This window comes from Phenylobacterium sp., from assembly GCF_965229015.1.
Lineage (GTDB): Bacteria > Pseudomonadota > Alphaproteobacteria > Caulobacterales > Caulobacteraceae > Phenylobacterium.
In genome coordinates, this window is record NZ_CBDDIM010000002.1 from 224,347 (window position 1) to 250,811 (window position 26,465).

24 protein-coding genes and 1 tRNA gene are annotated in these 26,465 nt (G+C 70.1%); 16 read left to right on the forward strand and 9 right to left on the reverse strand.

The window, feature by feature from the left end; all coding sequences use genetic code 11:
* Positions 1–27: 27 nt before the first annotated feature.
* Positions 28–1,125, reverse strand: coding sequence for an NADH:flavin oxidoreductase (locus ACO06I_RS17280; RefSeq protein WP_421933860.1), 1,098 nt, complete (start codon positions 1,123–1,125; stop codon positions 28–30).
* 123 nt (positions 1,126–1,248) lie between these two features.
* Between ACO06I_RS17280 and ACO06I_RS17285 the strand changes: the two genes are divergently transcribed.
* The 7 genes from ACO06I_RS17285 to ACO06I_RS17315 all read left to right on the forward strand — a co-directional run bounded on the left by ACO06I_RS17285 (position 1,249) and on the right by ACO06I_RS17315 (position 7,814).
* Positions 1,249–1,680, forward strand: a complete 432-nt coding sequence (locus ACO06I_RS17285; protein ID WP_421933861.1) for a globin domain-containing protein — start codon at positions 1,249–1,251, stop codon at positions 1,678–1,680.
* A 109-nt stretch (positions 1,681–1,789) separates the two neighbouring features.
* Positions 1,790–3,214 carry an MFS transporter gene (locus tag ACO06I_RS17290; protein ID WP_421933862.1) on the forward strand — a complete coding sequence of 475 codons (1,425 nt, stop codon included), beginning with the start codon at positions 1,790–1,792 and terminating at the stop codon, positions 3,212–3,214.
* A 125-nt stretch (positions 3,215–3,339) separates the two neighbouring features.
* A complete protein-coding gene (locus ACO06I_RS17295) occupies positions 3,340–4,476 on the forward strand; it encodes a patatin-like phospholipase family protein (protein WP_421933863.1) in 1,137 nt (378 codons plus the stop codon).
* The gene (locus ACO06I_RS17300; protein ID WP_421933864.1) at positions 4,473–5,258 is read left to right on the forward strand and encodes a 3-hydroxybutyrate dehydrogenase; all 786 of its coding nucleotides are present in this window, start codon (positions 4,473–4,475) and stop codon (positions 5,256–5,258) included. The genes ACO06I_RS17295 and ACO06I_RS17300 overlap by 4 nt, the downstream gene beginning before the upstream one ends.
* Before the next feature lie 94 nt (positions 5,259–5,352).
* Positions 5,353–6,270: a glutathione S-transferase family protein gene (locus ACO06I_RS17305; RefSeq protein WP_421933865.1), complete on the forward strand. Its 918-nt coding sequence runs from the start codon at positions 5,353–5,355 to the stop codon at positions 6,268–6,270.
* Positions 6,271–6,283: 13 nt separating this feature from the next.
* The gene (locus ACO06I_RS17310; RefSeq protein ID WP_421933866.1) at positions 6,284–7,102 is read left to right on the forward strand and encodes a crotonase/enoyl-CoA hydratase family protein; all 819 of its coding nucleotides are present in this window, start codon (positions 6,284–6,286) and stop codon (positions 7,100–7,102) included.
* A 64-nt stretch (positions 7,103–7,166) separates the two neighbouring features.
* Positions 7,167–7,814: a glutathione S-transferase family protein gene (locus tag ACO06I_RS17315; RefSeq protein WP_421933867.1), complete on the forward strand. Its 648-nt coding sequence runs from the start codon at positions 7,167–7,169 to the stop codon at positions 7,812–7,814.
* 6 nt (positions 7,815–7,820) lie between these two features.
* Here the strand turns inward: ACO06I_RS17315 and ACO06I_RS17320 are convergent, their stop codons facing one another.
* Positions 7,821–8,714 (reverse strand): LysR family transcriptional regulator, encoded by an 894-nt coding sequence (locus ACO06I_RS17320; RefSeq protein ID WP_421933868.1) that lies wholly within the window; start codon positions 8,712–8,714, stop codon positions 7,821–7,823.
* 154 nt (positions 8,715–8,868) lie between these two features.
* Between ACO06I_RS17320 and ACO06I_RS17325 the strand changes: the two genes are divergently transcribed.
* Both ACO06I_RS17325 and ACO06I_RS17330 read left to right on the forward strand, forming a co-directional pair.
* On the forward strand, positions 8,869–9,363 hold the full coding sequence (locus tag ACO06I_RS17325) for a VOC family protein (RefSeq protein WP_421933869.1): 495 nt from the start codon (positions 8,869–8,871) through the stop codon (positions 9,361–9,363).
* 70 nt (positions 9,364–9,433) lie between these two features.
* Positions 9,434–10,114, forward strand: a complete 681-nt coding sequence (locus ACO06I_RS17330) for a hypothetical protein (RefSeq protein ID WP_421933870.1) — start codon at positions 9,434–9,436, stop codon at positions 10,112–10,114.
* Here the strand turns inward: ACO06I_RS17330 and queG are convergent.
* The 4 genes from queG to ACO06I_RS17350 are packed head-to-tail and all read right to left on the reverse strand — an operon-like array spanning position 10,111 to position 13,974.
* Positions 10,111–11,220 carry a tRNA epoxyqueuosine(34) reductase QueG gene (queG, locus tag ACO06I_RS17335; protein ID WP_421933871.1) on the reverse strand — a complete coding sequence of 370 codons (1,110 nt, stop codon included), beginning with the start codon at positions 11,218–11,220 and terminating at the stop codon, positions 10,111–10,113. The genes ACO06I_RS17330 and queG overlap by 4 nt on opposite strands.
* Positions 11,201–11,875, reverse strand: coding sequence for a glutathione S-transferase family protein (locus ACO06I_RS17340; protein WP_421933872.1), 675 nt, complete (start codon positions 11,873–11,875; stop codon positions 11,201–11,203). The genes queG and ACO06I_RS17340 overlap by 20 nt, the downstream gene beginning before the upstream one ends.
* A gap of 39 nt (positions 11,876–11,914) precedes the next feature.
* Positions 11,915–12,847: a cation diffusion facilitator family transporter gene (locus ACO06I_RS17345; RefSeq protein ID WP_421933873.1), complete on the reverse strand. Its 933-nt coding sequence runs from the start codon at positions 12,845–12,847 to the stop codon at positions 11,915–11,917.
* 56 nt (positions 12,848–12,903) lie between these two features.
* Positions 12,904–13,974: a citrate synthase/methylcitrate synthase gene (locus ACO06I_RS17350; protein ID WP_421933874.1), complete on the reverse strand. Its 1,071-nt coding sequence runs from the start codon at positions 13,972–13,974 to the stop codon at positions 12,904–12,906.
* Positions 13,975–14,063: 89 nt separating this feature from the next.
* On the opposite strand from ACO06I_RS17350, the gene ACO06I_RS17355 reads away from it, so the two are divergent.
* Positions 14,064–15,230: a citrate/2-methylcitrate synthase gene (locus tag ACO06I_RS17355; RefSeq protein WP_421933875.1), complete on the forward strand. Its 1,167-nt coding sequence runs from the start codon at positions 14,064–14,066 to the stop codon at positions 15,228–15,230.
* 272 nt (positions 15,231–15,502) lie between these two features.
* Here the strand turns inward: ACO06I_RS17355 and gltB are convergent, their stop codons facing one another.
* Together gltB and ACO06I_RS17365 are read right to left on the reverse strand one after the other, a co-directional pair.
* Positions 15,503–20,068, reverse strand: a complete 4,566-nt coding sequence (gene gltB, locus ACO06I_RS17360) for a glutamate synthase large subunit (protein ID WP_421933876.1) — start codon at positions 20,066–20,068, stop codon at positions 15,503–15,505.
* A gap of 5 nt (positions 20,069–20,073) precedes the next feature.
* Positions 20,074–21,510 (reverse strand): NAD(P)-dependent oxidoreductase, encoded by a 1,437-nt coding sequence (locus ACO06I_RS17365; protein WP_421933877.1) that lies wholly within the window; start codon positions 21,508–21,510, stop codon positions 20,074–20,076.
* A 221-nt stretch (positions 21,511–21,731) separates the two neighbouring features.
* Between ACO06I_RS17365 and ACO06I_RS17370 the strand changes: the two genes are divergently transcribed.
* Entirely contained in the window at positions 21,732–22,538 is an 807-nt protein-coding gene (locus ACO06I_RS17370; RefSeq protein ID WP_421933878.1) for an undecaprenyl-diphosphate phosphatase, read from the forward strand.
* 7 nt (positions 22,539–22,545) lie between these two features.
* On the opposite strand, the gene ACO06I_RS17375 is transcribed toward ACO06I_RS17370, so the two are convergent.
* Positions 22,546–23,517 (reverse strand): complex I NDUFA9 subunit family protein, encoded by a 972-nt coding sequence (locus tag ACO06I_RS17375; protein ID WP_421933879.1) that lies wholly within the window; start codon positions 23,515–23,517, stop codon positions 22,546–22,548.
* 153 nt (positions 23,518–23,670) lie between these two features.
* Here ACO06I_RS17375 and ACO06I_RS17380 point away from each other — a divergent pair.
* From ACO06I_RS17380 to lptB, 5 genes are all read left to right on the forward strand, one after another.
* Positions 23,671–23,757: transfer RNA gene (locus ACO06I_RS17380), tRNA-Leu, on the forward strand.
* Between the two features lie 51 nt (positions 23,758–23,808).
* Positions 23,809–24,426, forward strand: a complete 618-nt coding sequence (locus tag ACO06I_RS17385) for a ribonuclease D (RefSeq protein WP_421933880.1) — start codon at positions 23,809–23,811, stop codon at positions 24,424–24,426.
* A 7-nt stretch (positions 24,427–24,433) separates the two neighbouring features.
* Positions 24,434–25,054, forward strand: a complete 621-nt coding sequence (gene lptC / locus ACO06I_RS17390; RefSeq protein ID WP_421933881.1) for an LPS export ABC transporter periplasmic protein LptC — start codon at positions 24,434–24,436, stop codon at positions 25,052–25,054.
* 52 nt (positions 25,055–25,106) lie between these two features.
* Positions 25,107–25,652, forward strand: coding sequence for an LptA/OstA family protein (locus tag ACO06I_RS17395; protein ID WP_421933882.1), 546 nt, complete (start codon positions 25,107–25,109; stop codon positions 25,650–25,652).
* Positions 25,653–25,693: 41 nt separating this feature from the next.
* Complete coding sequence (gene lptB / locus ACO06I_RS17400; protein ID WP_421935102.1) at positions 25,694–26,419, forward strand: LPS export ABC transporter ATP-binding protein; 726 nt, start codon at positions 25,694–25,696, stop codon at positions 26,417–26,419.
* Positions 26,420–26,465 lie beyond the last annotated feature (46 nt).

The following is a 26,465-nucleotide window of genomic DNA, read 5'->3' on the forward strand; positions in this document are numbered from 1 at the left end:
CCCGCAAGGCCAGGGCGCGCGGCCCACTCAGGCCTCCGCCGCCTCCGGTTCGGTGACGAAGCCCTTCCAGGTGGACATATAGCCGACGAAGGCCGGGCCCAGGCCCTCGGCCTTCAGGTATTCGGGCGTCACCGGCAGGCTGACCGGCTTGAAATCCGGATCGGCGGCGACTTTCCGAGGGTAGTCGTGGTGCAGGATGGCCGCCCGGCCCAGCAGGACGAAGTCTGCGCCCGCCGCCAGCATGGCCCGGGCGTCGGCGGCGCTCATGATCTTGCCCGCCACCCCCAGGCGGACATTCCCGCGGTCCAGTTCGGTGAAGTAGCTCATCAGGCTGCGCCCCTGATAGGCCGGGTCCGCAGGCTCCTTGAAGGCGTCCCAGAGGGACATGTCGAGGAAGTCGATCAGGCCCGCGCGCATCACGTTCTGGGCGAAGTCGGCGATCTCCTTGAGGTCGAGGTCGAACCGCTCCGGCGACAGGCGCAGGCCCAGCAGGAAGCCCTCGCCGCAGCGCTCGCGCACGCCCTTCAGGACCTCGACGATCACCCGCCCACGGTTCTCCGCCGAGCCGCCGTAGCGGTCGGTGCGGCGGTTCAGCCCCGCGCTGAGGAACTGGCAGAGGATGTAGGAGTGGGCCCCGTGGATCTCGACCCCGTCGAAGCCCGCGGTCCTGGCGCGCAGGGCGGCGAGCACGAAGTCCTCCACCAGCTGCTCCACCTCGGTGGTGGACAGGCCCCGGGAGCCGGTGGCCTCGTCGTCGGAGGGCCCCACCGGCGCCTCGCCGATCAGGGCCTTGGGCGAGCGGAAGCCGGCGTGGTGCAGCTGCACCACCGCCAGGCTGCCCGCGGCCTTGATGGCGGCCGCCAGCCGGGTCAGGCCCGGCAGGTGGGCGTCCGACCAGATCCCCATCTGACCGGGGAAGCCCTGGCCGATCCGCTGGACGTGGGCCGCGCAGGTCATGGTCAGGCCAAACCCGCCCTGCGCCCTCAGGGTCAGCCAGCGGAACTCGTCCTCGCTCATCGTCCCGTCGGGGTGGCTCTGCAGGTTGGTGAGGGGCGCCAGCATGAAGCGGTTCTTCATCGCCGGGCCATGGGCGAAGCTCAGGGGGGCGAACAGGTCTGCGGTCAAGGTCGTCTCACCCCTAAGATTTCCACCCTCGGCGGGCTCGGCGGGAGCGCCGGACCCACCTAGGTGATTGCCGATAAGCTGAGGGCGCGCGATGATCGCGTCAACATCTCGCGGGAGGCGATCATGAACGCAGAACTCATCGAGCGGAGCCTGGAGCTGGCGGCCGAACGCTGCGAGGATCTCACGCCGCTCGTCTATGCCCGGCTGTTCGCCGACCATCCGCAGATGGAGGCGATGTTCTGGGGCGACACCAACTGGGCGATCCGCGGCGAGATGCTGTCCAAGGTGTTCTCGGCCATCCTGGATTTCATCGGCGAGCGCCTCTACGCCCACACCCTGATCCAGACCGAGGTGGTCAACCACGCCGGCTACGACGTGCCCCCCGACGTCTTCCGGGTGTTCTTCGGGACCGTGGCCGCCACCGTCCGCGAGGTGATCGGCGCCGACTGGACGCCGGATATCGACCAGGCCTGGACCGACCTGCTGGCGCAACTGGACTTCTACGTCACCCACCCCAACCAGGCCGAGACCCAGGGAGCCCCGGTTCCGGCTTGATGTATTTGTTGTCATCCTTCGTGTCGGCCCTTGCCCTCGCCGCGGGAAATCGCTTCCTGTGCCGCGTCAGAGCGCCGCGGTTGATCGGCGCCGATCGGGAGCAGGCTTCGTGAATCAGGGCGCGTCAGGCTCCAGCAGGCTCGGCCTGCCCACCATCCTGGGCTTCTCGCTCTCCAACCTGCCGCTGGGCGCGCTCGCCGTCGCCGTGGCGGTCTATCTGCCCCCCTATTTCGCCAGCCATCTCGGGGTCAGCCTGACGGTGGTGGGCAGCGCCTGGGCCATCGTCCGGCTGCTGGACATCGGGGTCGATCCCGTCCTCGGCCTGGTCATGGACCGCACCCGCACCCGGATCGGCCGCTACCGGTTCTGGATGATCATCGGGGCCCCGATCCTGATGCTGGCCACCTACGCCCTCTTCCAGGCGCCCCACGGCATCGGCTCGCTCTATCTGATCGGCTGGCTGCTGATCTTCTATCTGGGGACCTCGATCCTCGGCCTCGGCCACTCCGCCTGGGGGGCGAACCTGTCGACCGAGTATCACGAGCGCTCGCGCCTGTTCGGCGTGGTGGCGGCGCTTGGCGTCATCGGGGCCGTCGTGGTCCTGCTGATCCCCATCGGCGCCAACGCCCTGCACCGCAGCACCGCCGAGATCGTGCCCGACATGGGCTGGTTCATCTTCTGGCTGATCCCGGTCTCCATGGCCTGGATGGTGTTCCGCACCCCCGAGCGCATCGCGCCGGAGACCGGCCACCCGCAGTTCCGCCTGCGCGACTACGTCTCCCTGCTGGTGAAGCCCGACCTGCTGCGGCTGTTCCTCGCCCAGATGGCCCTGACCCTGGGCCCGGGCTGGATGAGCGCCCTCTATGTCTTCTTCTTCACCGACAGCCGCGGCTTCACCCCCACCCAGGCCTCGGCCCTGCTGCTGGTCTATATCCTGGCCGGGATCGTCGGCGCCCCACTGACCGCCCTGATCGCGCGCCGGCTCTCCAAGCACCGCACCCTGATGGTCACCACCACGGCCTATTCCCTCGGCCTGTGCATGGTGCTGGTGGTGCCCAAGGCCAATGTGGCGGCGGCGATCCCGGTGATGTTCTGGTGCGGCTTCATGGCCGCCGGTTTCGACCTGATGATCCGCGCCATGCTGGCCGATGTCGGCGACGAGGTGCGGCTGGAACAGGGCCAGGAGCGGCTGAGCCTGATCTATGCGCTCAATTCCCTGGCCGCCAAGATCGCCTCGGCCTTCTCCATCGGCCTGACCTTCCCCCTGCTGGCGAGGCTCGGCTACAAGGCCGCCGAGGGGGCGGTGAACACGCCGTCGGCCATCCGCAGCCTGGAATGGGCCTATATCGCCGGCCCGATCATCTTCGTGATGCTGGGGGGCGCCTGCGTCGTCGGCTGGCGCCTGGACGCCGACCGCCACGCCCAGATCCGCCGCGACCTCGACGACCGCGACGCCCAATACGCCGAGGCGCCGATCATCGAGAGCGTCTCCACCGAGCCGGCCATTCCGATCCTGGACGGCAAGGCGGTCTAGGCGCGCCGCCCTCGCCGCCCTGGGCGCGCGCGGCCGGGGGTCCCGACAAATCTCCTTGCGCCTTTTGTGCGCCGCAATATGAGCGTGGATAGCCGACCATCCTTCGGCTTCTCACACCGGTCGCCATGCCGATCTCCGACACCCCCACCCCCCGCCACGTCCTGGTCCTGCAGGGCGGCGGCGCGCTCGGCTCCTACCAGGCCGGGGTCTATGAGGCCCTGCACGAGGCCGGGGCCCAGCCGGACTGGCTGGCGGGCATCTCCATCGGGGCGATCAACTGCGCCATCATCGCCGGCAACCCCCCGGAGACGCGGGTGGCCCGCCTGCGGGAGTTCTGGACCCTGGTGTCCTCGGGCTGGGAGCCGCCGATCGCCAGCTTCGGCGATCACGGCCGGGCCATGGTCAGCGACGCCAGCGCCGCCTGGACCGCCACCCTGGGGGCGCCGGGCTTCTTCACCCCGCGCATCCCCGGGCCGGTGTTCCAGCCGCCCGGTTCGCCCGGGGCGCTCAGCCTCTATGACACCGCCCCCCTGAAGGCGACGCTGGAACGGCTGGTGGACTTCGACCGCCTCAACGCCGGCGAGACCCGGCTGAGCGTCGGCGCGGTCAATATCCACACCGGCAACTTCGCCTATTTCGACAACGACCATCAGAGGATCGGCCCCGAGCACATCATGGCCTCCGGCGCCCTGCCCCCCGGCTTCCCGCCGGTGGAGATCGAGGGTCAGTGGTACTGGGACGGCGGCATCGTCTCCAACACCCCCCTGGAATACGTGCTGGACGAGGACGAGCAGGACGACCTGCTGATCCACCAGGTAGATCTGTTCAATGCGCGGGGCCCCATGCCCCGGACGCTCGCCGAGGCCGCCGAGCGGGAGAAGGACATCCGCTTCTCCAGCCGCACCCGGCTCAACACCGACGCCAACCTGAAACTGCGCCAGGCCAAGGCGGCGATCCGCGCCCTGGTCAAGATCCTGCCCCAGGAGCTGGCGGCCGATCCCAATGTGGCCTTCCTGTCGGGCCTGGCCCGGGAGAGCTCGGTGGCGGTGGTCCAGCTTATCTACCGCCGCAAGCCCTACGAGGGCGGCTTCGCCGACTTCGAGTTCTCCCGCCAGACCATGCTCGACCACTGGTCCTCCGGCGTCGAGGACGCCCGCCACGCCCTGCAGAAGCGCCTGGCCACGCCGGCCGCCGGCGAGGCCAAGGCCTTCGACCCCAATCGCGACGAACCCAGCTCTCCGGCCCCAAGGACGCCCGCATGATCCTGAAAGACAAATCCGCCGTCGTCACCGGCTCCACCAGCGGCATCGGCCTGGCCATCGCCCGCGCGCTGGCCGCCGAGGGCGCCAACGTCATGATCAACGGCTTCGGCAAGCCCGAAGACATCGAGAAGGAGCGCTCCGGCATCGAAAGCGAGTTCGGCGTCCGCTGCCTCTATTCCCCTGCCGACATGACCAAGGGCGACGAGATCGCCGCCATGATCGCCACCGCCGAGAAGGAACTCGGCGCCGTCGATGTCCTCGTCAACAACGCCGGCATCCAGTTCGTCTCCCCCATCGAGGACTTCCCGGTGGAGAAGTGGGACCAGATCATCGCCATCAACCTGACCGCCGCCTTCCACGCCATCCGCGCCGCCGTGCCGGGCATGAAGGCCCGCGGCTGGGGCCGGATCATCTCGACAGCCTCCGCCCACTCCCTGGTGGCCTCCCCCTTCAAGTCGGCCTATGTCGCCGCCAAGCACGGCATCGCCGGCCTGACCAAGACCGCGGCCCTGGAGCTGGCCACCTTCGGGGTGACGGTCAACTGCATCAGCCCGGGCTATGTCTGGACCCCCCTGGTGGAGAACCAGATCCCCGCCACCATGGCCTCGCGCGGCCTGACCCGCGAACAGGTGATCAACGACGTCCTGCTGGAGGCCCAGCCCACCAAGCAGTTCGTCACGCCTGAGGAGGTCGCCGCCATCGCGGTCTTCCTCTGCTCGCCGGCCGCCAAGCAGATGACCGGCGCCAACCTGTCGGTGGACGGCGGCTGGACGGCGGAATAGGGGGACCGTGCCCCCGCGTCACGGTTTCCGCGGGGCGGATTCCGTGACAGCGTGATCCCGCGCGGGCGCCTCAGACCCGCCGGGGACGGACGTCATGACCGGGATCATCCTGCACCACTATGAGGCCTCGCCCTTCTCCCAGAAGGTGCGTTGCTTCCTGGGGCTGAAGGGCCTGGCCTGGTCCTCGGTGATCACGCCGAACATGATGCCCAAGCCCGACCTCACCCCGCTCACCGGCGGCTATCGCCGGGCGCCGGTGATGCAGATCGGCGCCGACGTCTATTGCGACACCCAGGTCATCCTGGCCGAGATCGAGGCCATCGCCCCGCAGCCGCCAGCAGCGACGGGCCCCGCCTGGGCGGTGAATTTCTGGGCCGACCGGCTGTTCTTCCAGACCACCGTGCCGGTGATCTTCGGCGAGCTGGGGGACGCCGTGCCCCGGGCCTTCATCGAGGATCGCGAGAAGCTCTCGGGCCGCCCCTTCGACGTGGCGGCCATGAAGGCCGCCGCCGGGGTGATGCGGCCCCAGTGGCGGGCCCACGCGGCCTGGATCGACCGGGGCCTGGCTACCCAGCCCTTCCTGTCCGGCGAGACGCCCGGCCTGGCCGACGTGGCGGCCTATATGAACGTGATCTGGCTGGATCGGGCCCTGCCGGCCACGGCCGCCGCCCTGATGGCGGGCCTGTCCCGCCTGCCGGCCTGGCGTGAGCGCATGGCCGCCCTCGGGGAGGGGATCCGCACCGAGATGGCGCCCCACGTGGCCCTGGAGATCGCCCGCGACACCCGGCCCCGCATCCCGCCGGCCCACGACCCCGCCGACCCCCTGGGCCTGGCGCCGGGAACCCACGTGACGGTGATGGCCGACGACTACGGCCGCGACCCCATCGCCGGCGCCCTGGTGGCCGCCACCCCCGACCGTCTGGTGATCGCCCGCGACTCCGCCGAGCTGGGCGCCCTGCACATCCATTTCCCCCGCGCCGGCTATATCGCCGTCCGCGCCAAGCCCATTTGAAGGAGCCCGCCCCATGGAAGACCGCATCAAGGTTGAGATGAAGGACGGCGTCGCCGACGTGCGCTTGGTCCGCGCCGACAAGATGAACGCCCTCGACGACCACATGTTTCAGGCCCTGATCGACACGGGTGAGGAGCTGAAGACCCGCAAGGGCGTCCGCGCCATCGTGCTCTCCGGCGAAGGCCGCGCCTTCTGCGCCGGCCTCGACATGGGCAATTTCGGCAAGATGGCCTCGGGCGAGCGCTCGGGCGGTCAGTCCTCCACCGGCGAGGCCCTGCTGACCCCGAAGCGCACCGCCGGCGGCTCCAACCGCGCCCAGCACGCGGTGATGGTCTGGCGCGAACAGGTGGTCCCGGTGATCGCCGCCATCCACGGCGTGGCCTTCGGTGGCGGCTTCCAGCTGGCCCTGGGCGCCGACCTGCGGTTCGTCACCCCCGACGCCCGCATGGCGGTGATGGAGATCAAGTGGGGCCTGGTGCCCGACATGGGCGGCCTGGTGCTGATGAAGCGTCTTGTGCGCGACGACGTGGCCCGGGAGCTGACCTATACCGGCCGTATCTTCAACGGCGAGGAGGCCTATCGCCTGGGCTTCGCCACCCGCGTCTGCTCCGATCCCCTGGAGGAGGCCCTGGCGCTGGCCGCCGAGATCGCCGGCAAGAGCCCCGACGCCATCCGCGGCTCCAAGCGCCTGCTGGACATGGTCCACGACGCCGACCAGCACGCCATCCTGCTGGCCGAGAGCCAGGAGCAGGGCGCCCTGATCGGCTCCCCCAACCAGGTGGAGGCGGTGATGTCCAACATGCAGAAGCGCGCCGCCATCTACGCCGACTAGGCGCGTGACAGCCAGAAGTGGACGCCTGATCTGGCGCCCGTCACGCGACCAAGGATAAATGCCGTTGGGTCTGGTTCTCTATCACTGCGCCGATGCGCGCTCCTTCCGGGCCCTCTGGGCCCTGGAGGAGCTGCGCCTGGCCTATGAGCTGAAGCTGCTGCCCTTCCCGCCCCGGGCCCTGGCGCCGGACTATCTGGCGGAGAACCCGCTGGGCACCATCCCCCTGCTGGTGGACGGGGCGACGCGGATGACCGAGAGCGCGGCCATCGTCCAGTATCTCGCCACCCGCGACGGGCCCACGGCGCTCTCGGTGGAGCCCGGCGACCCCGCCTATGGCGACTGGCTGAACGGCCTGCACTTCGGCGAGGCGACGCTCACCTTTCCCCAGACTCTGGTGCTCCGCTACACGCGACTGGAGCCGAAGGAGCGCCGCAACCCCCAGGTGGCCGAGGACTACGGCCGCTGGTTCAACGCCCGTCTCAAGGGCCTGGAGCCCCGCCTGGCCGCCAACGGCGGGTGGTACTGCGCCGGGCGGTTCACGGGCGCCGACATCTCGGTGGGCTACGCCCTGCTGCTGGCGGAGACGCTCGGCCTGAATGAGCGGTTCAGTCCGGCTATCCGGGACTATTGGGCGCGGCTGCAGGACCGCGAGGGATTCCGGAAGGCGAAGGCCGCCCAGGCCGACGCGCCTCCGGCCACCTGGCAGGCCTGAGGCCGCTCATCGGGCCTGCAGGCGGGGCCTCTCCCCGTGGATGTACTCGGCCAGGAAGTCGGCGAAGGCGCGCACGTGGGGGGCGTTGCGCATGTCCTCGCGCACGATCAGCCAGAGCTCGGAGTCCAGCTCGGCGATCCGCGGGAGGCACCTAAGGAGGTCCGGCTCGCCGTCGCCCACGAAACACGGAAGCATGGCGACCCCCAGGCCGGCCCGCAGGTTCGAGACCAGGTTGGTCAGGCTGTTGGAGCGGAAGCGGATCACCGCGTCGGGCGCCGAGGCCTGCAGCCACATCGGCTGGGGGACGTTGGCCATCAGTCCCTCCATGCCGATGATGCTGTGGCCGGGCAGATCCTCCCGCCGCCGGGGCGCGCCGTGCTCCTCCGCATAGGCCCGGCTGCAATAGACGTTCCAGGCCGCGTCGCACATGCGGCGCGCGACGACGCCCGCGCCCTCCGGCCGCGATCCCGCCCGCAGGGCCACCTCGGCCTCGCCGCGGGCCAGGTCCAGGCGGCGATCCTGGGTGATGAGCTCGATCAGCACGCCCGGATGCCGCTTCTGGAACTGAAGCAGGCAGGGCGCCACCAGGTAGTTGGCCAGGATCTCGCTGGTGGTCAGGCGGACCACGCCGCTCAGCGCCCGGTGTTGCGCCTCCAGCAGGCTGGTCAGGGCCTGGACCTCCCGCTCCATGCGCTCGGCGGTCTCGGCGACGCGCGCCCCCAGCTCGGTCAGGCGATAGCCCGTCCTCTGGCGCTCGAAGAGCTGCGCGCCCACGGCGCATTCGATCTGGGAGATGCGGCGGATCACGGTGGTCTGGTTGACGCCCAGCGCCCGCGCCGCGCTCAGGGCCGCCCCTGACCGAGCCACCGCCAGCACGATGCGGAGATCGTCCCAGTCCATGGGCCGATACTGCATATTCGCAGCACAGCTTGGCAATAGTGCGGATTGAGAACGCTGTTCTCCGGAGATATCACCCCGGCCAAGAGTTCAGCGCGCCCCCCGCGCTTCATCCCCTTCAACCTGCGTATCCGGCCCGCGGCATAAGGCGTCGACCATGATCAATCAGCTCCACCACATGGCCTTCCGCTGCCGGGACAGCGAAGAGACCCGCGCCTTCTATGAAGACGTGATCGGCCTGCCCCTGGCCGCGGTCCTCGAACTGAAGACCAGCGCCACCGGCCGTCCCATCGAAGCCCTGCACAGCTTCTTCGAGATCCGCGACGGCTCGTTCCTGGCCTTCTTCGAGGTCCCCGACCAGCCCTTCGCGTTCAAGCCGCAGCACGACTTCGACCTGCACATCGCCCTGGCGGCCGATCTGGCCGCGGTGCAGGCGGCGGTCACGGCCGCCAGGGCGCGGGACCTCGAGGTCCGGGGCCCGTCGGATCACGACTTCATCCGCTCGACCTATTTCCGCGACCCCAACGGCTACGTCGTCGAACTCGCCGTCCCCACGCCCCGGCGCGATGAGGTGCTTTCGATGGCGCGCGGCAAGGCCCGGGCCCAGCTCGACGCCTGGACCGAGCGTCGGCGCGATCCCGTCGCGGTCTGACGCCGCCAGCTCGCCGCCCTCCCACTTTCGACAGCAATGGCCGCCCGCGGTGGGCGGCGAAGGAGAACCTATGTCTGAACGTCACGACTTCTACGGCCCGATCCACAAGGGCCTCCGCCTGGGGTCCACGCGCCTGCTGACCGCCCTGGGCTGTGTCGACTGGAGCGACCCCCAGGCCAGCGGCGACCTGCTCGAGCAGCTGCGCGCGCACCTGGTCCTTCTGGCCAAGCACCTCGATCACGAGGACGGCGAGATCAATGTGATCCTGCGCGAGGCGACGCCGGGCCTCGGCGTGCGCCTCGACCACGACCATGACGATCATCGCGCCGCCTTCGAGGGCCTGGACCAAGCCATCGCCGAGGTGGAGCGGGCCGAGGGGGAGGGGCGCGGCCGGGCCGGCCACCGCCTCTACCTGCGCTTCTCGCGTCACCTGGGAGAGGATCTGCTGCACATGGCCCGCGAGGAGGAGGAAGCCCTGCCGCGCCTGCAGGATCTGTTCGACGACGCGGCGCTGGAGGCCATCCACAACCGCATCAAGGCCTCGATCCCCCTCGATCGTCTGGTGGCCTATTTCAAGCTGATCGTCGCCGCCGCCAGCCCCCAGGAGCGGGTGATGCTGATGGCCGACCTGCGGTCCGGCGCCCCGCCGGAGGTCTATGAGGCGGTGGCGGCCGGCGTCCGCGGCGCGCTGCCGGCGGGCGCGTGGGACGCCCTGTCCGTCGCCCTGACCGGCCTGCGCCAGGCCGCCTAGGCCCACTCGGCGCGCACGTCCCCGTCGGCCTCGGCGGGGACGTGGCGGGCCCTCAGGTCGGCGAAGACCTCGGCCGGCAGCAGCCGCGACAGCGCCCAGACCGCCGCCCCGCGCACCAGGGGCGACGGATCGTCCAGCCGCCGCTCGGCCTCCGCCGCCAGGCGGGGCTCGCCGGAATTGCCGATGGCGTAGAGCACGTTCCTCACGAACCGGTCGCGCCCGATCCGCTTGACCGGGCTCTTGGAGAACAGGGCGCGGAAGCCGGCGTCGTCCAGGGCCGCCAGCTCGGCGAGGGCCGGCGCCTTCAGGGCGTCGCGGGCCTGCAGCCGCTGTTCGCGCGCGGTGGCGGCGAACTTGTTCCAGGGGCAGACCGCCAGGCAGTCGTCGCAGCCATAGATGCGGTTGCCCATCGGCCCGCGGAACTCCCGCGGGATCGGCCCCTTCAGCTCGATGGTCAGGTAGGAGATGCAGCGCCGCGCATCCAGCTGGTAGGGCGCGGGGAAGGCCCTGGTCGGGCAGATGTCCAGACAGGCCTGGCAGGACCCGCAGTGGTCGGTCTCCGGCGTGTCGGCCTCGAGCTCCAGCTCCGTCAGGATGGAGCCCAGGAACAGCCAGGAGCCGAACTCGCGGCTCACCAGGTTGGTGTGCTTGCCCTGCCAGCCGAGGCCGGCCTGGGCGGCCAGGGGCTTTTCCATCAGGGGGGCGGTGTCGACGAACACCTTCAGCTCGCCGCCGAACCGGCTCGCCAGCCAGGAGGCCAGCTGCTTCAGTCGCCCCTTGATCAGCTCGTGATAGTCGTCCCCCTGGGCATAGACCGAGATCACGCCCCGGTCTTTGTGCGCCAGGGCCTCCAGCGGATTGGTGTCGGGGCCGTAGTTCACCCCCAGCATGATGGCCGAACGCGCGCCGTTCCACATGGCGTTGGGGTGGGCGCGGCGCTCGGCGGTGTCGGCCATCCAGGCCATCTCGCCGTGGCGGCCATGGCCGATGAACTGCTGGAGGCGATCGCCGGCGGTCCAGGGCGCATCGACGCGGGCGAAGCGGCAGGCGTCGAAGCCCAGCTCGGCGGCCTTGGCGGCGATCAGTTCAGAAGTCGAGGTCGTCATAATGCGGCGCCGGCGCGAGGCCGGGCCAGCGGTCGGCCAGCAGCGGCCGGAAGGCCGGCCTCGATTTCAGCTTCATGTACCAGGTCTTGACCGCCTGGAAGTCCGCCCAGGGCACGTCGCCGAAATAGTCGATCACCGAGAGGTGGGCCGCGGCGGCGAAATCGGCCAGGGACAGGCGCTGGCCGGCCAGCCAATCGCGCTCGGCCAGCAGGCTGTCGATATAGACCATGTGGCCGCGCAGGGCCTCGCGCCCCTGGCGCAGGGCGGCCAGGTCCGGGGCGCCCAGGCCCAGCAGCCGCTTCTCCATCTTCTCGTGCAGGATGAAGCCGCCGACCTCGTAGTCGAACTTGCGGTCGAACCACTGCAGCAGCCGCCTGGCCTCGGCCCGTTCGGCGGGCTCGCGGCCCAGCAGGGCCGGCTCGGGATAGGTCTCTTCCAGATGGTCCAGGATCGCCCGGCTCTCGCAGAGCACCAGGGGCCCTTCGGTGAGCACCGGGGTCAGGCCCGAGGCGTTGAGCGCCACCAGCTCCTTGGGTCGCTCCCAATAGCGCACCGGGTTCTCGGAGAAGGCCAGGCGCTTTTCGCCCAGGGCCAGGCGCACCTGGCGGGAGGCGGGATCGAGGGGGAAGTGGTGCAGGACGCGTTCGGGGGACATGGGCGATGCGGCCTAGCACGGCCTGCGTTAAGGGCGCGTTTACTGAGCGTGCTCGGCGAAGGCCCCGCCATGCGGCTCGGCCCGGCCGCGCGGGTCGGCGTGAATCAGGATGTCGGCGTGGGGGAAATGCTCCAGGATCCGCTTCTCCGCCTCGACGATCACCCGGTGGGCGTCCTCCAGGGTCAGGTCGGGATCGAGGTCGACGTGCATCTGCATGTGGACATAGGGGCCCGAGGCCCGGGTGCGCAGCTGGTGGACGTCGGTCAGCCGGGCGTCCTGGGCCACCAGGGCCACCACCCGGGCGCGGTCGACCTCGGGCAGTTCGGCGTCCAGCAGCTGGCCCGAGGCCTCGCGGAACACCCCGATCGCCGCCCACAGCAGCAGGGCCGCCACCGCCAGGCCCGCGAAGGCGTCCAGCGCGAACCAGCCCAGCCAGGCGGCCGCCCCGATGCCTGCCAGGGCGATGATGTTGGAAGCCACGTCGGTGAGGTAGTGGGCCCGGTCGCCGGAGACCGCCACGGAGCTGGTCTGTTTCAGCACCCGGCCCTGGGCCACGATCAGCAGGCCGGTGAGCACCGTGGAGATGGCCATCACCGCCACCGCCCAGCCCTCGTTCTGGACCGGGGCGGGGTGCAGGATGTGGACGATGGCCTCGCGACCGATCAGGGCGGCCGAGGCGAAGACCAGGCCCGCCTGGGTCAGGCTGGCGAAGGCCTCGGCCTTACCGTGCCCGAAGCGGTGCTCGGCGTCCGGCGGTGCCTGGGCGTAGCGGACGGCGTAGAAGGTCACCAGGCTGGCGATCAGATCCAGCCCCGAGTCCGCCGCCGAGGCTAGGAGCGCCACCGAGCCGGAGATCAGCCAGACCCCCGCCTTGATCGCCACCAGCACGGCGGCGGTGGCCACCGACAGCAGGGTGATCCGCCGGGTGAGGGCGGCGGCGGTCTTGGGGTCGAGGCCGGCGGGGGCGTGCATGGCCTCTATCTAGTGCGGCCGCGCCCGCCGCCCCAGCGCTAACGACTCTCAGGTCATCACGCCGCAGCGCGGGGCGTCGGTCCCACATAGACGGACTGCGGCCGGATCAGGCGGCCTCCGGCCAGCTGCTCGCGGGCGTGGGCGATCCAGCCCGCCGTGCGGCCCATGGCGAACACACAGGTGAAGGCCTGGGGCGGGAAGGCCAGCGCCTCCAGCAAGAGCGCGGTGTAGAACTCCACATTGGTGTCCAGGGACCGGTCAGGCTTGTGGGCCTTGAGGATCTCCAGCACGGCGCGTTCCACGGCCTCGGCGAATTCCAGCCGGCCGGCCCGGGTGCCCATCCGACGGATCGCGCCCTTCAGCGCGTCGGCGCGGGGGTCGCGCACCCGGTAGACCCGGTGGCCGAAGCCCATCAGCCGGTCGCCGCGGGCCAGGGCCGCCTCGATCCAGGGCCGGGCGTTCTCCGCCGTCTCGATGCCGTCCAGCATGTCGATGATCGGCCCCGGCGCGCCGCCGTGCAGCGGGCCCTTCAGGGCGCTGATGCCGGCCAGCACCGCCGAGCCGAGGCCCGCCCGGGTCGAGGCCACCACGCGGGCGGCGAAGGTCGAGGCGTTCAGCCCGTGGTCGCTCACCGTCACCAGATAGGTGTCCAGGGCCTCTGCCTCGGCCTGACTGGGCGCCTTGCCCAGCATGCGCAGGATGTCGGCGGCGTGGCCGAGGGAGGTGTCGGGCGCGATGGGCGCCTCGCCCGCCTGGCCCCGCACCACGGCGGCGGTGAACACCGCCGGGGCGGCCAGCAGCCGCAGGGCGACGGCCAGGTCGTCACCGTCCGCCAGCCGGGCGGTGAGCGCCCGCATGGCCTCGATGGGGCTGAGCGCCAGGATGCCGGTGTCCATGGCCGAGACCTCGGCGAACACCTCGGCCCTGGCGGCGGCCAGGGGTCCGGCCAGGTCGGCGGGCAGGTGGTCGAAGAACCCGTCCCACAGCAGCCGGGTGACCTCCTCGAAGGTGGCCCGTCCCGCCAGATCGTCCAGGGACCGGCCGCGGATGATCAGCCGTCCGGCCGCGCCGTCCACGTCGGACATCACGGTGTGGGCGGCGACGACGTCTTCCAGTCCGTCCGTCATGGGAGGACCTCCTTTTTTCCAAACTTGCTAAGGGCGATATTTGCCGCCAAGCTTGGGGCGTCAATCTTGATCAACATAATCAACATCAGATGCCCCTGACCAAGACCCCCGACTGGATCGGCGCCGACGAGGCCCGTACGAAGCTGGGCGTGCGGCCCCAGACCCTCTACGCCTATGTCAGCCGCGGCCGGGTCCAGACCCGCATCGACCCGCGCGACCCCCGCCGCAGCCTCTACCGGGCCGCCGACATCGCCGCCCTGGTTCAGCGTAAGACCCGCAGCCGCAAGGCCTCGGAGGTGGCGGCCGGCGCCATCGCCTGGGGCGAGCCGGTGCTGGTCTCGGCCATCACCACCATCGCCCAGGGCCGGCTGTTCTATCGGGGCCGCGACGCGGTGGAGCTGGCGGAGACAGAGACCCTGGAGTCCGTCGCCCGCCTGCTGCGGGGCGGCCATGGGGCGGCGCTCAAGCGCACCGACCGTCCCCTGCCGCCCGACGCCCCCGACATGACCGCCCGCGCCTTCCTGGCCCTGGCCGCCCGGGCGGGGGTGGACCCGCCGGCCCTGGGCCGCCATCCCCTGGCCCTGGCGGTGGAGGCCGCCACCCTGCTGGACGTGCTCACCGACGCCATCGCCGGCGAGGTAGGGGGCGGGGCGATCCACAACCGCCTGGCCTTCGCCTGGGGCCTCGGCCCCGGCGGCCCGGGGGCCGACCTGGTGCGCCGGGTGCTGGTGCTGCTGGCCGACCACGAACTCAACCCCTCGGCCTTCGCCGCCCGGGTGGCCGCCTCCACGGGAGCCTCCCTGGCCGCCGCGGCGCTCGCGGGCCTGGCCACCCTCTCAGGTCCCCGCCACGGCGGGGCGCCGGCGGCGATCCGGGGTTTCGCGGCCGAGGCGGCGCAGAGCGGCGCGCGGAGCGTCATCGCCGCGCGCCTGGCGGAGGACCGCCTGCTGCCGGGCTTCGGCCACCAGCTCTATCCCGACCACGACCCCCGCGCCGCCGCGCTGCTGGACCGCTTCCAGCTCACCCCGGAGATGGCCAGCCTGCGCGGGGCGGTGGAGGACATCACCGGCCTGGCGCCCAATATCGACTTCGCCCTGGTGGCGATGTCCGACGCCCTGAAGCTGCCCCGCGAGGCGCCCTTCGCCCTCTTCGCTGTCGCCCGCTGCGCCGGCTGGATCGCCCACGCCATCGAGCAGGGCCAGACCGGGGCGCTGATCCGGCCCCGGGCACGGTATGTGGGGGTGGAGGTGGCGTGATCTTCCTACTGCGCTGAGGGCGGCGGGTTAGATCAGATTGTCAACGAACCACACGAACACGCGAACAAGCAAACCGTGTCATCCCGCATGCAGGCCGAAGGCCGGAAGTGCGGGACCCATACGCATCGATCTGTCCGGCACGCCCCGCGCATCTGGGTCCCGGCCCTCCGCTTCGCTGCGGCCGGGATGACACTGAGAGTGTGACACCGCCCGTTCGTGACGTTCGTGTGGTTCGTGGTTCCACCTCTTGAGGGCCCATCGGCCCCAGAGAGCTACGCCCGGTGATGCACCGCCTCTTCCTCGGCCAGCGGCTTGTCGAGACGGTGCACCATCTCCTTGGGCACCACCTGCCAGAACTTCCCCAGGTGCCGGTCCCAGTCGCGCAGGATGCCGGCGGCGAAGGCCGAGCCGGTCTCCCGCGCATGCTCCTCCACCAGCCCCTTCAGTTCCGCCTCCCAGGCCCGGGTCCCGATCCGCTGCACCACCACGCTGTCGGTGTTCAGGTGGGTCAGGAAGCGGTCGTGCGGGTCCAGCACATAGGCCATGCCCCCGGTCATGCCGGCGGCGAAGTTGAAGCCCACCGGCCCCAGGATCACCGCCCGCCCGCCGGTCATGTATTCCAGCCCGTTGGCGCCGCAGCCCTCAACGACGGTCACCGCCCCGGAGTTGCGCACCCCGAACCGCTCGCCCGCCAGGCCCGCCGCGAACAGCCGGCCCGAGGTCGCGCCATAGAGCACGGTGTTGCCCAGGATGGCGTTGGCCTCCGGCGCCGCCAGGTGGGGCGAGGGCCGCAGGATGATGGTGGCCCCCGACAGGCCCTTGCCGACATAGTCGTTGGCCTCGCCGGTGAGCTCGATGCGCAGGCCCTGGACCGCGAACGCCCCCAGGCTCTGCCCCGCCGAGCCCTTGAGCTGCACGGTCAGGTGCCCGGCCGGCAGGCCGGTCATCCCGAACTTCCGCACGATGTGCGAGGAGGTCCGCGATCCGATGGCGCGCGCGGTGTTCCGCACCGTGTAGGTGAGCTGCATCTTCTCGCCGCGCTCCAGCAGCGGGGCGGCGTCGCGGACGATCTGGGCGTCCAGGGTGTCGGGCACCTCGTTGCGGCCCTCCACCACGCAATGGCGCGGGTTGGACCCCGGATCGGCCATCACCAGCAGGGGGTTCAAATCGAGATCGTCCAGGTGTTCGCCGCCGCGGGAGACCTGGGCCAGCAGGTCGGTGCGGCCGACGATCTCTTGGAGCGAGCGGAAGCCCAGGGAGGCCAGGATCTCGCGCACCTCCTCGGCGATGAAGGTGAAGAGGTTGATCACCTTCTCCGGGCTGCCGGAGAACTTCTCGCGCAAGGCCTCGTCCTGGGTGCAGACTCCCACCGGGCAGGTGTTGGAATGGCACTGGCGCACCATGATGCAGCCCATGGCGATCAGGCTGGCGGTGCCGATCCCGAATTCCTCCGCCCCCAGCATGGCGGCGATGACGATGTCGCGTCCGGTGCGCATGCCGCCGTCGGCCCGCAGCCGCACGGAGTGGCGCAGGTTGTTGAGGGTCAGAACCTGGTTGGCCTCCGACAGCCCCATCTCCCAGGGCCCGCCGGCATATTTGATGGAGGTCTGGGGCGAGGCGCCGGTCCCGCCGACATTGCCGGAGATGAGGATCACATCTGCTTTTGCTTTCGCCACGCCCGCCGCGATCGCCCCGATGCCGGTCATGGCCACCAGCTTCACGCAGACCCTGGCCGTGGGATTGATCTGCTTGAGGTCATAGATGAGCTGGGCCAGGTCCTCGATGGAATAGATGTCGTGGTGCGGCGGGGGTGAGATCAGCATCACCCCCGGCGTCGCGTGGCGCAGACGGGCGATCAGCTCGGTGACCTTGAAGCCGGGCAGCTGCCCGCCCTCGCCGGGCTTGGCGCCCTGGCTGACCTTGATCTCGATCTCGCGGCACTCGTTGAGATATTCCGCCGTCACGCCGAACCGCCCCGAGGCGATCTGCTTGACCGCCGAGTTGGGGTTGTCGCCGTTGGGCAGGGGCTTGTAGCGAGCGGAGTCCTCGCCGCCCTCGCCCGAGACGCTCTTGGCCCCGATCCGGTTCATGGCGATGTTCAGCACCCCGTGGGCCTCGGGGCTCAGCGCCCCCAGGCTCATGCCCGGCGTCAGGAACCGCTTGCGGATCTCGTTGACGCTCTCGACCTCGTCGAGGGCCACCGGCCGTTCGGGCGAGCGCCAGTCCAGCAGGTCGCGCAACTGGAGGGTGGGCTGGCGGCGCATGCCGGCGGAGAAGGCCTGGTAGGCGGCGTAGTCGCCGCTGTCGCAGGCGCGCTGCAGGGTGTGGATCATGCGCGCCTCGAAGGCGTGGCTCTCGCCGCTGGCGCGGGCCTTGTAGAGGCCCCCCACCGGCAGGCTGACCGCCCCCGGATCCCAGGCGCGGCGATGCACCTCGACGGCCTTGGCCTCCAGACCGGCCAGGCCGATGCCGGAGATGCGCGAGGGCATGCCCGGGAAGAACTCCGCCACCAGGGCGCGGCTCAGGCCGACGGCCTCGAAGTTGTAACCGCCGCGATAGGAGGAGATCACCGCGATCCCCATCTTGGCGATGATCTTCAGCAGCCCGCCCTCGATGGCGTGCTTGAAGTTGCGGCAGACGTCGTGGAGCGTGAGCTCCCCCGCCAGGCCGCGCTCCAGCCGGTCCTGGAAGCTCTCCTGGGCCAGATAGGCGTTCACCGCCGTGGCCCCCACCCCCACCAGCACCGCGAAATAGTGGGTGTCCAGGCACTCGGCCGAGCGCACGATGATCGAGACGTAGGAGCGCAGCCCCTTGGCCACCAGCCAGGAATGGACCCCGCCCGTGGCCAGGATCATCGGCAGGCCGACCCGGCCCGGTCCCGAAGCCTCGTCGGTGAGCACGATGGTGGCGCAGCCGCGCAGGGCCGCGTCCTCGGCCTCGGCCCGGATGCGGTCGAGATTGGCCCTGAGCGCGTCGCCGGGCCGGGCTTCGCCCGCCGGGATCGGCATGGAGCAGTCGACGGTGGCCACGGAGCCCTCGCCGATGAAGCCCATGATCCGCTGGTACATGCCGGTGGTGAGCACCGGGCTCTCCAGCACGAAGACGTCGGTCTGGGCCTCGTCCTGGGCCAGGATGTTGCCCAGGTTCTTGAACCGGGTCTTCAGGCTCATGACGCCGGTCTCCCGCAAGGAGTCGATCGGCGGGTTGGTCACCTGGCTGAAGTTCTGCCGGAAGAAGTGCGACAGCGGCCGGTACTGGTCCGACAGCACCGCCAGCGGCGCGTCGTCCCCCATGGAGCCCACCGCCTCCTTGCCGTCCTCGATCATCGGGGCCAGCAGCAGCTCCAGGTCCTCCAGGCTCATCCCGGCGGCGGCCTGGCGCCGGGTCAGCTCCTCTCTGGCGTAGGCGCGGGGCTCGGGGCCGGGGGCGATCTGCGCCTCCAGGTCCACCATGTTGCCCAGCCACTGGTCATAGGGGTGCTGGGCCGCCAGGCGGTCGATGATCTCGTCCTCCTCGTAGAGGCGGCCCTCGGCGAGGTCGACGGCCACCATGCGGCCGGGCTGGATGTGGGCCTTGCGCACGATGCGCGCCTCGTCGACGCGGCACATGCCGGCCTCCGAGCCCATGATCAGCAAACCATCGTCGGTATAGGTCACCCGCAGGGGCCGCAGGCCGTTGCGGTCCTTGCCGGCCACCACCCAGCGGCCGTCGGTGGCGCAGATCGCCGCCGGTCCGTCCCAGGGCTCCATCACTGCGTTGCAATAGGCGTAGAGCGCCTTGTGGGCCGGGCTGATCTGGTCGTCGCTCTTGTGCGCCCAGGCCTCGGGGATCAGGAGGGCCTTGGCCATGGGGGCGTCGCGTCCGGCCCGCACCAGCACCTCGAAGGTGTTGTCCAGGGCCATGGAATCCGAGCCGCTGGCGTCCTGGATCACCGGCTTCACGTCGTCCCCGAAGTCGCCAAAGGCGTCGGCGGCCATGCGGATCTCGTGGCTCTTCATCCAGTTCAGGTTGCCCTTCTTGGTGTTGATCTCGCCGTTGTGCGCCAGCATCCGGAAGGGCTGGGCCAGCCGCCATTCCGGGAAGGTGTTGGTGGAATAGCGCTGGTGGAAGATCGCCACGGCCGCCGTGAACCGTTGGTCGGTCAGGTCGGGATAGAAGGCGTCGATATGCTCGGCCAGGAACATGCCCTTGTAGATCAGCGAGCGGGCCGACAGCGAGCACAGGTAGAATTGCTGGATGCCGGCCTGGCCCACGCGCTTCTCGATGCGCTTGCGGCACAGGAACAACGCCCGCTCCAGGGCCTCGCCCTCCAGGCCGGCGGGTCCGGCCAGCATGATCTGCTCGATCTCGGGGCGGGTGGCGTTGGCCTTCTCGCCGATGACCTTGGTGTCCACCGGGACCTGGCGCCAGCCATAGATGTAGAACCCGAACCTCAGGGCCTCGGCCTCGACGATGGTGCGGGCCGCCTCCTGGGCGTTGAGGTCGTTGCGCGGCAGGAAGACCTGGCCAACGGCGATGGGGCCGGGGCGCAGCTTGTGCCCCGTGCGCTTCACCTGGTCGGCGAAGAAGTCCTGCGGGACCGAGACCAGCACGCCGGCGCCGTCGCCGGTCTTGCCGTCGGCGTCGATGGCGCCGCGGTGCCAGACGCTCTTCAGCGCCCGGATCGCCAGCTCCACCACCTCGCGGCGTGGCTGGCCGTCCAGGGCGCAGACGAGGCCCACGCCGCAGGCGTCCCGTTCACTGTCGGCGTCATAGGCGTGGCCGTCGATCAGGCGCTGGCGGTTCTCGAGGAAACGCTGCGTGTCGCCGTCGCTCCAGGCGGGGGTTTGCTCGCTCATGATCTTCACTCCGCCGCGACGAGCGCGGGTTCCGTCAGGTAGCGGTGGATGGCGTCGGCGGCGTCGCGGCCGTCCTTGATCGCCCAGACCACCAGGGAGGCGCCGCGGGCGATGTCGCCGGCGGCGAAGACGCCCGGGATGCTAGTCATCAGGCTGCGGAAATCGGCCTTCACCGTGCCCCAGCGGCTCACCGCCAGGTCGGGCGCCTTGAACAGGGCCGGCAGGTCCTCCGGATCGAAGCCCAGGGCCTTGATCACCAGGCCGGCGGGGGCCTCGAAGTCGGCGCCCTCGATCTCCTCGGGCGCCGAGCGGCCGCTGGCGTCGGGGGCGCCCAGCCGCATGCGGGCGGCCCGCACGCCGGTGGCGAGGTCGGCCTCCCCCAGCACGGCGCGCGGCGCGGCCAGCCATTCGAAGACCACGCCCTCCTCCTCGGCGTGGGCCACCTCGCGGGCCGAGCCCGGCATGTTGGCCCGGTCGCGGCGGTAGAGGCAGGTCACCGAGCGGGCCCCTTGGCGAACGGCGGTGCGCACGCAGTCCATGGCGGTGTCGCCGCCCCCCACCACCACCACGTCGCGGTCCTTGGCGTGCAGGGCGCCGGAGACGAATTCCGGAACCTCGTCGCCGAGGCCCGCCCGGTTGGAGGCGATCAGATAGTCCAGCGCCGGGGTGACCCCCGCCGAACCCGCGCCGGGGACCACGAGGTCGCGGGCGGCATAGACCCCGGTGGCGATCAGCACGCTGTCGTGCAGGTCGCGCAGGTCATCGAGGCTGGCCTCGACGCCCACCTCGAAGTTCAGCCTGAACTCCACCCCGCCATCGGCGAGCCGCTGGGTGCGCCGCATCACCACGTCCTTCTCCAGCTTGAAGCCGGGAATGCCGTAGATCAGCAGACCGCCGGCCCGGTCGTGGCGGTCATAGACGGTGACGGCGTAGCCCATCTCCACCAGGCGCTCGGCGGCGGCCAGGCCCGCGGGGCCCGCCCCGATGATTCCCACCGACCGGCCGCGGGGTCGGCCGGGGACCAGGGGCTGGACCCAGCCCTCCTCCCAGGCCTTGTCGGTCAGGTAGCGCTCCACGGCCCCGATGGTGACGGTGCCGTGCCCCGATTGCTCGATGGTGCAGGAGCCCTCGCACAGGCGGTCCTGCGGGCAGATGCGGCCGCAGATCTCGGGCATGGAATTGGTGGCTTGGGAGAGCTCATAGGCCTCCTGAAGCCGCCCCTCGGCCGTCATCCGCAGCCAGTCGGGGATGTTGTTGTGCAGGGGGCAGTGGGTCTGACAGAAGGGGATCCCGCACTGGGAGCAGCGCGAGGCCTGCTCGCGGGCCTTGGCGTCGATGAAGTCGGCGTAGATCTCGTGGAAATCGCCGGCGCGCTCGCCCGCCGCCCGCTTGGGCGGCGTGGCCCGCTCGACCGTCGTGAACTTCAGCATCCGCTCGGCCATGGCCGTCCCTCCACCCGATCCGCGGGCAGGGGGCTTTTACGCGCCTTTTCAAGGCCCGGAAATATGATGGTCTAATATAGGGACGATATTGCCTTTGCCGGCCTAACCGAGGGTGGCGAGCCTCCAGATCGAGGGTTCATATAGTCCATAAATGGGATGAACCTCAAATTTACCCTGATCCCGGCCCTTGGTGACCACGTCATCAAGCCTGAAAGCAGCCCATGTCCGACTGGATCTACGCCGTTATCCTCGGCATCGTCGAAGGGGTGACCGAGTTCATCCCGGTCTCCTCCACCGGTCACCTGCTACTCACCAAGACCCTGCTGGGGCTGCCCGACGGTTTCTGGGACACCTTCACGGTCCTGATCCAGCTGGGCGCCATCCTGGCGGTGGTGGCCCTCTATTTCGGCAAGCTCTGGAAAGTGCTGATCGGCCTGCCCACCAGCGCAGAGGCCCGGTCCTTCGCCATCTCGGTGCTGATCGCCTTCATCCCGGGCGCCATCGCGGGCCTGGCCCTGCACGACGTGATCAAGACCATCCTGTTCGAGAGCCCGCGCCTGATCTGCTGGTCGCTGATCATCGGCGGGGTGGTGCTGCTGGCCCTGGACCGCTGGTCCCCTGCGCCACGGGAGGGCGACGCCATGGCCCTGACCTGGAAGACCACCCTGGTGGTGGGGCTCTTCCAGACCCTCGCCCTCATCCCCGGGGTCTCCCGCTCGGGCGCCACCATCGTCGGCTCGATGCTGATGCGGGTGGAGAAGCGGGCCGCGGCCGAGTTCTCCTTCTTCCTGGCCATCCCCACCATGGCCGGCGCCTTCGCCGTCGACCTCTACAAGAACAAGGACGCCCTCAATGTCGACCAGGCCGGACTGATCGCCGTCGGTTTCGCGGTCAGCTTCGTGGTGGGCTTCATCTTCGTCCGCACCCTGGTGAACTTCGTCGGCCGCCACGGCTTCGCCCCCTTCGCCTGGTGGCGGATCGTGGTGGGGGTCGGCGGTCTGGTGGCGCTCGGCGTGGTGGGCCGCTAGTCACGCCCTAGGCGGCGGCGAGGCGCTCGGTCTCGTCGGCGTACTGGCCGCCCTTGCGGAAGCGGTAGAGATAGGCCGGCACGATCGCCTCGACGGCGGTGGGCTCGATCCCCAACTCGGCGAGGCCGGGCAGGTCGCCGGAGACCACGTTGTCGGACTTCAGCAGCTCGACCTGGTCCTCGGTCAGCGGCGGAGCGATCGGGGTCAGGGCGAGGATCTCGCAGGCCTTGCCGATCAGGGCCGCCACCGGGAAGGGCAGGGACAGCAGCATGCGCTTGCGGCCGGTCTCGGCCAGGACGATCTCCATCAGCTGCCGGAAGCTGTAGGCGACGGGGCCGCCCAGCTCGTAGGTCTGGCCGGCGCAGTCGGGATCGACCACGCAGCGGGCGACGGCCTTGGAGACGTCGCCGACGAACACCGGCTGCAGCTTGCCTTCGCCGCCGCCGATCAGGGGCAGGGCGGGGCTGATCACCGCCATCTCGCCGAACTTGTTGAAGAAGTGATCCTCGGGGCCGAACACCACGGAGGGGCGCACGATCACGGCGTCGGGGAAGGCCTCGCGGACCGCGGCCTCGCCCATGGCCTTGGTGCGGGCGTACTTGGAGGGCGAGTCGGGGTCGGCGCCGATCGCCGAGATCTGCACGAACCGGCGCACGCCGGCGGCCTTGGCCACGGTGGCGATGTTGCGCGCCCCCATGCCGTGCACGCTCTGGAATTTCTGGCGACCGGTCTCGTAGAGGATGCCGACGGCGTTCACCACCGCCTCGGCGCCCTCGACGGCGCGGCGGATGGAGGCCTCGTTGCGGATATTGGCCTGGACCACCTCGATCTGACCGACATCCCCCAGCAGCCGCATCTTGTAGGCCAGGTGCGGCTGGCGCACGGCCACCCGGACCCGCAGGCCCTGCTTGGCGAGGGCGCGGACGACTTGGGCTCCGAGAAAGCCCGAACCGCCGAAGACGGTGACCAGATCCTGCATGGGGTTCGCTTGGATTTGAGTGGGTCTTGAGGCGCTTCGGATAGACGAACCGACCCCGCGCCGCAATGCGACTTGATAGGAAGGTGAAGCGGGGCGTTGACCGGGCCGGGGCGGCGCCCTAAGGAACCCCCCTCGCGCGATCCGGTGGATCGGGCCCAGGTGGCGGAATTGGTAGACGCGCTGGCTTCAGGTGCCAGTGGCTTAACGGCCGTGAAGGTTCGAGTCCTTTCCTGGGCACCATCCCTCTCCCTATATGGGAGAGGATCTAGTTTGCGCCGGAGCGAGGCGACCTTGGCGAATCATCTGCACATCGGCGATTTACCCAAGGGCGCCTTCGCCGGCGCGACCTCGGTCGCGGTGGATTCCGAGACCATGGGCCTGCGGCTCGGCCGCGACCCGCTCTGCGTGGTGCAGATCTCCGACGGCAAGGGCGACGCCCACCTGGTCCAGCTCGACCGGTCGACCTATGACGCCCCAAACCTCAAGGCCCTGCTGACCGATCCGGCGGTGACCAAGATCTTCCACTTCGGCCGCTTCGACATCGCCATGTTCTATCTGCACCTCGGCGTGGTGACGGCCCCGGTCTACTGCACCAAGATCGCCTCGAAGCTGGCGCGGACCTATACCGACCGCCACGGCCTGAAGGACGTCTCCAAGGAGCTGGCCGGGATCGACATGTCCAAGGCCCAGCAGAGCTCCGACTGGGGCGCCGCCAAGCTCAGCGACGACCAGATCGCCTACGCCGCCTCCGACGTCCTGCACCTGCACGCCCTGCGCGCGCGGCTGGACGCCATGCTGGTGCGCGAGGGCCGCGACCATCTGGCGCGCGCCTGCTTCGACTTCCTGCCTCACCGCGCCCTGCTCGACGTGGCCGGCTGGGAAGAGGTCGACATCTTCGCCCATATGTGAGGCCGCGGTGACCGCCGCCTTCGCCGAGGGAAGCTATCCCCAGCTCAGCGCCGACTTCGAACGCTGGCGCAAGCGCTCGCGGCTGATCCGGCGGCTTCGGGTCATCCTGCCGGCGGTCATTGGCCTGATCCTGCTGTCCATGGTGGGCTTCGTGATCCAGAGCACCCTGGCCGGGTCCAAGGACAAGCCCCAGGACGCCGACGCCCCCATCCAGCTGGTCAATCCCCGCTTCCTCGGCCGCGACGACAAGGGCCGCGCCTTCGTGCTCACCGCCAAGGTCGCGGTGCGCGATCCCAAGGACTACCAGCGGGTCATGCTCGACACCCCCATGCTGATCCTCGACGAGGAGGGGCCGCGCCCCACCCGCATCTCGGCCAAGGCCGGGGTCTACCGCGAGGACAAGCGGGTGCTGAATCTCGAGGGTGGCGTGAAATTGAACGGCGGGGACGTGAATTTCTCCACCGCGACCTCCATCTTCAACACCGCGACCGGCGAGCTGGAGGGCGCGGGCGAGATCCAGGGCGCCGGCGCGCTTGGAGAAATCATCGCGAAGTCCTATGGCGTTTACGACAAGGGCGAACGCATGGTGTTCAAGGGCGGCGTGCACACGCGCGTCGAGTCGCACTAGACTTTCGAACGGCATGGGCATGATCAGGCTAGCGACGATGAAGCATTGGGCGATGGGCGCACTGGCCTGCGGGCTGTTCGTGGCCGGACCGGCCGCGGCGCAACTGGCGCAGAACTCCGACGCGCCGGTGGACATCACCGCCGACGAGCTGGAAGTGATCAACGCCCAGTGCCTGGCCACCTATTCCGGCGGCGCGGAGGCCCTGCAGGACACGGTGCGCCTGCGGGCCGACGTGCTGAAGATCTTCTACAAGCCCAATCCCTCGGCAAAGCCGGGCGGAACCGGCCAGGCCGGCGCCTCCTGCGGCAACCAGCTCGACCGCATGGAGGCCAAGGGCTCGGTCTATTACGTGACCCCCCAGCAGCGGGTCCGCGGCGACGCGGCGGTCTATGATGCGGCGGCTGACACCATCACCATCACCGGCGACGTGGTGGCCGCCCAGGCCCAGAACGTCCTGCGGGGCTCCAAGCTGGTGATCAAGGTCTCCACCGGCGACGCCCAGATGCAGAGCGGCGTGAAGGGCCGCAACAAGCCCGGCCGCGTCCGCACCGTGCTCTATCCCAAGCAGCAGGCGGGACAGCCCGCCGCGCGGCGCTAGGGGCCGGGGTGAAGTCCGAAAGCTTCGTCGCGCTCCCCGGTCTGGCCGGCGAAGGGCTGGTGGTCGACAATATCGGCAAGTCCTTCCGTGGCCGCCCGGTGGTGAAGGGCGTCACCCTGCGTCTGCGCCGCGGCGAGGTCGTCGGCCTGCTGGGCCCCAACGGGGCCGGCAAGACCACCTGCTTCTACATGATCACCGGCCTGATCCCGGTGGACTACGGCGCCATCTATCTCGACGGCGAGAACATCACCGCCCAGCCCATGTACCAGCGCGCCCGCATGGGCGTCGGCTACCTGCCGCAGGAAACCTCCATCTTCCGGGGGATGACCGTGGAGGAGAATGTGATGGCGGTGGTGGAGCTGCGGGCCAAGGACATGGGCCAGGCGCGGTCCACGGTCACCCAGCTGCTCACCGACCTGCACATCGAGCACCTGCGCAAGGCGCCGGCCATCTCGCTGTCGGGCGGGGAGCGCCGCCGGGTGGAGATCGCCCGGGCACTCGCCAGCGAGCCCTCCTTCATGCTGCTGGACGAGCCCTTCGCGGGCATCGACCCCCTGGCCATCTCCGATATCCGCGAGGTGATCGCCTTCCTGAAGAGCCGTGGCATCGGCATCCTGATCACCGACCACAATGTCCGCGAGACCCTGGACATCATCGACCGCGCCGCGATCATCCATGCCGGCGAGGTGCTGTTCGAGGGCACCCCCGCCGAGATCGTCGACGATCCCGAGGTCCGCCGCGTCTATCTGGGCGAACGCTTCGGCTGATCCGGCTCAAGCTGGACAATCCATCCCCCGACCGCCTCTAATGGGC

Coding starts and splice junctions, on each gene's coding strand:
- ACO06I_RS17285 (WP_421933861.1), top strand. CDS start 1,249: ATGAACGCAGAACTCATCGAGCGGAGCCTGGAGCTGGCGGCCGAACGC.
- ACO06I_RS17295 (WP_421933863.1), top strand. CDS start 3,340: ATGCCGATCTCCGACACCCCCACCCCCCGCCACGTCCTGGTCCTGCAG.
- ACO06I_RS17300 (WP_421933864.1), top strand. CDS start 4,473: ATGATCCTGAAAGACAAATCCGCCGTCGTCACCGGCTCCACCAGCGGC.
- ACO06I_RS17305 (WP_421933865.1), top strand. CDS start 5,353: ATGACCGGGATCATCCTGCACCACTATGAGGCCTCGCCCTTCTCCCAG.
- ACO06I_RS17310 (WP_421933866.1), top strand. CDS start 6,284: ATGGAAGACCGCATCAAGGTTGAGATGAAGGACGGCGTCGCCGACGTG.
- ACO06I_RS17320 (WP_421933868.1), bottom strand. CDS start 8,714: ATGGACTGGGACGATCTCCGCATCGTGCTGGCGGTGGCTCGGTCAGGG.
- ACO06I_RS17325 (WP_421933869.1), top strand. CDS start 8,869: ATGATCAATCAGCTCCACCACATGGCCTTCCGCTGCCGGGACAGCGAA.
- ACO06I_RS17330 (WP_421933870.1), top strand. CDS start 9,434: ATGTCTGAACGTCACGACTTCTACGGCCCGATCCACAAGGGCCTCCGC.
- queG (WP_421933871.1), bottom strand. CDS start 11,220: ATGACGACCTCGACTTCTGAACTGATCGCCGCCAAGGCCGCCGAGCTG.
- ACO06I_RS17340 (WP_421933872.1), bottom strand. CDS start 11,875: ATGTCCCCCGAACGCGTCCTGCACCACTTCCCCCTCGATCCCGCCTCC.
- ACO06I_RS17345 (WP_421933873.1), bottom strand. CDS start 12,847: ATGCACGCCCCCGCCGGCCTCGACCCCAAGACCGCCGCCGCCCTCACC.
- ACO06I_RS17350 (WP_421933874.1), bottom strand. CDS start 13,974: ATGACGGACGGACTGGAAGACGTCGTCGCCGCCCACACCGTGATGTCC.
- ACO06I_RS17355 (WP_421933875.1), top strand. CDS start 14,064: ATGCCCCTGACCAAGACCCCCGACTGGATCGGCGCCGACGAGGCCCGT.
- gltB (WP_421933876.1), bottom strand. CDS start 20,068: ATGAGCGAGCAAACCCCCGCCTGGAGCGACGGCGACACGCAGCGTTTC.
- ACO06I_RS17365 (WP_421933877.1), bottom strand. CDS start 21,510: ATGGCCGAGCGGATGCTGAAGTTCACGACGGTCGAGCGGGCCACGCCG.
- ACO06I_RS17370 (WP_421933878.1), top strand. CDS start 21,732: ATGTCCGACTGGATCTACGCCGTTATCCTCGGCATCGTCGAAGGGGTG.
- ACO06I_RS17375 (WP_421933879.1), bottom strand. CDS start 23,517: ATGCAGGATCTGGTCACCGTCTTCGGCGGTTCGGGCTTTCTCGGAGCC.
- ACO06I_RS17395 (WP_421933882.1), top strand. CDS start 25,107: ATGGGCGCACTGGCCTGCGGGCTGTTCGTGGCCGGACCGGCCGCGGCG.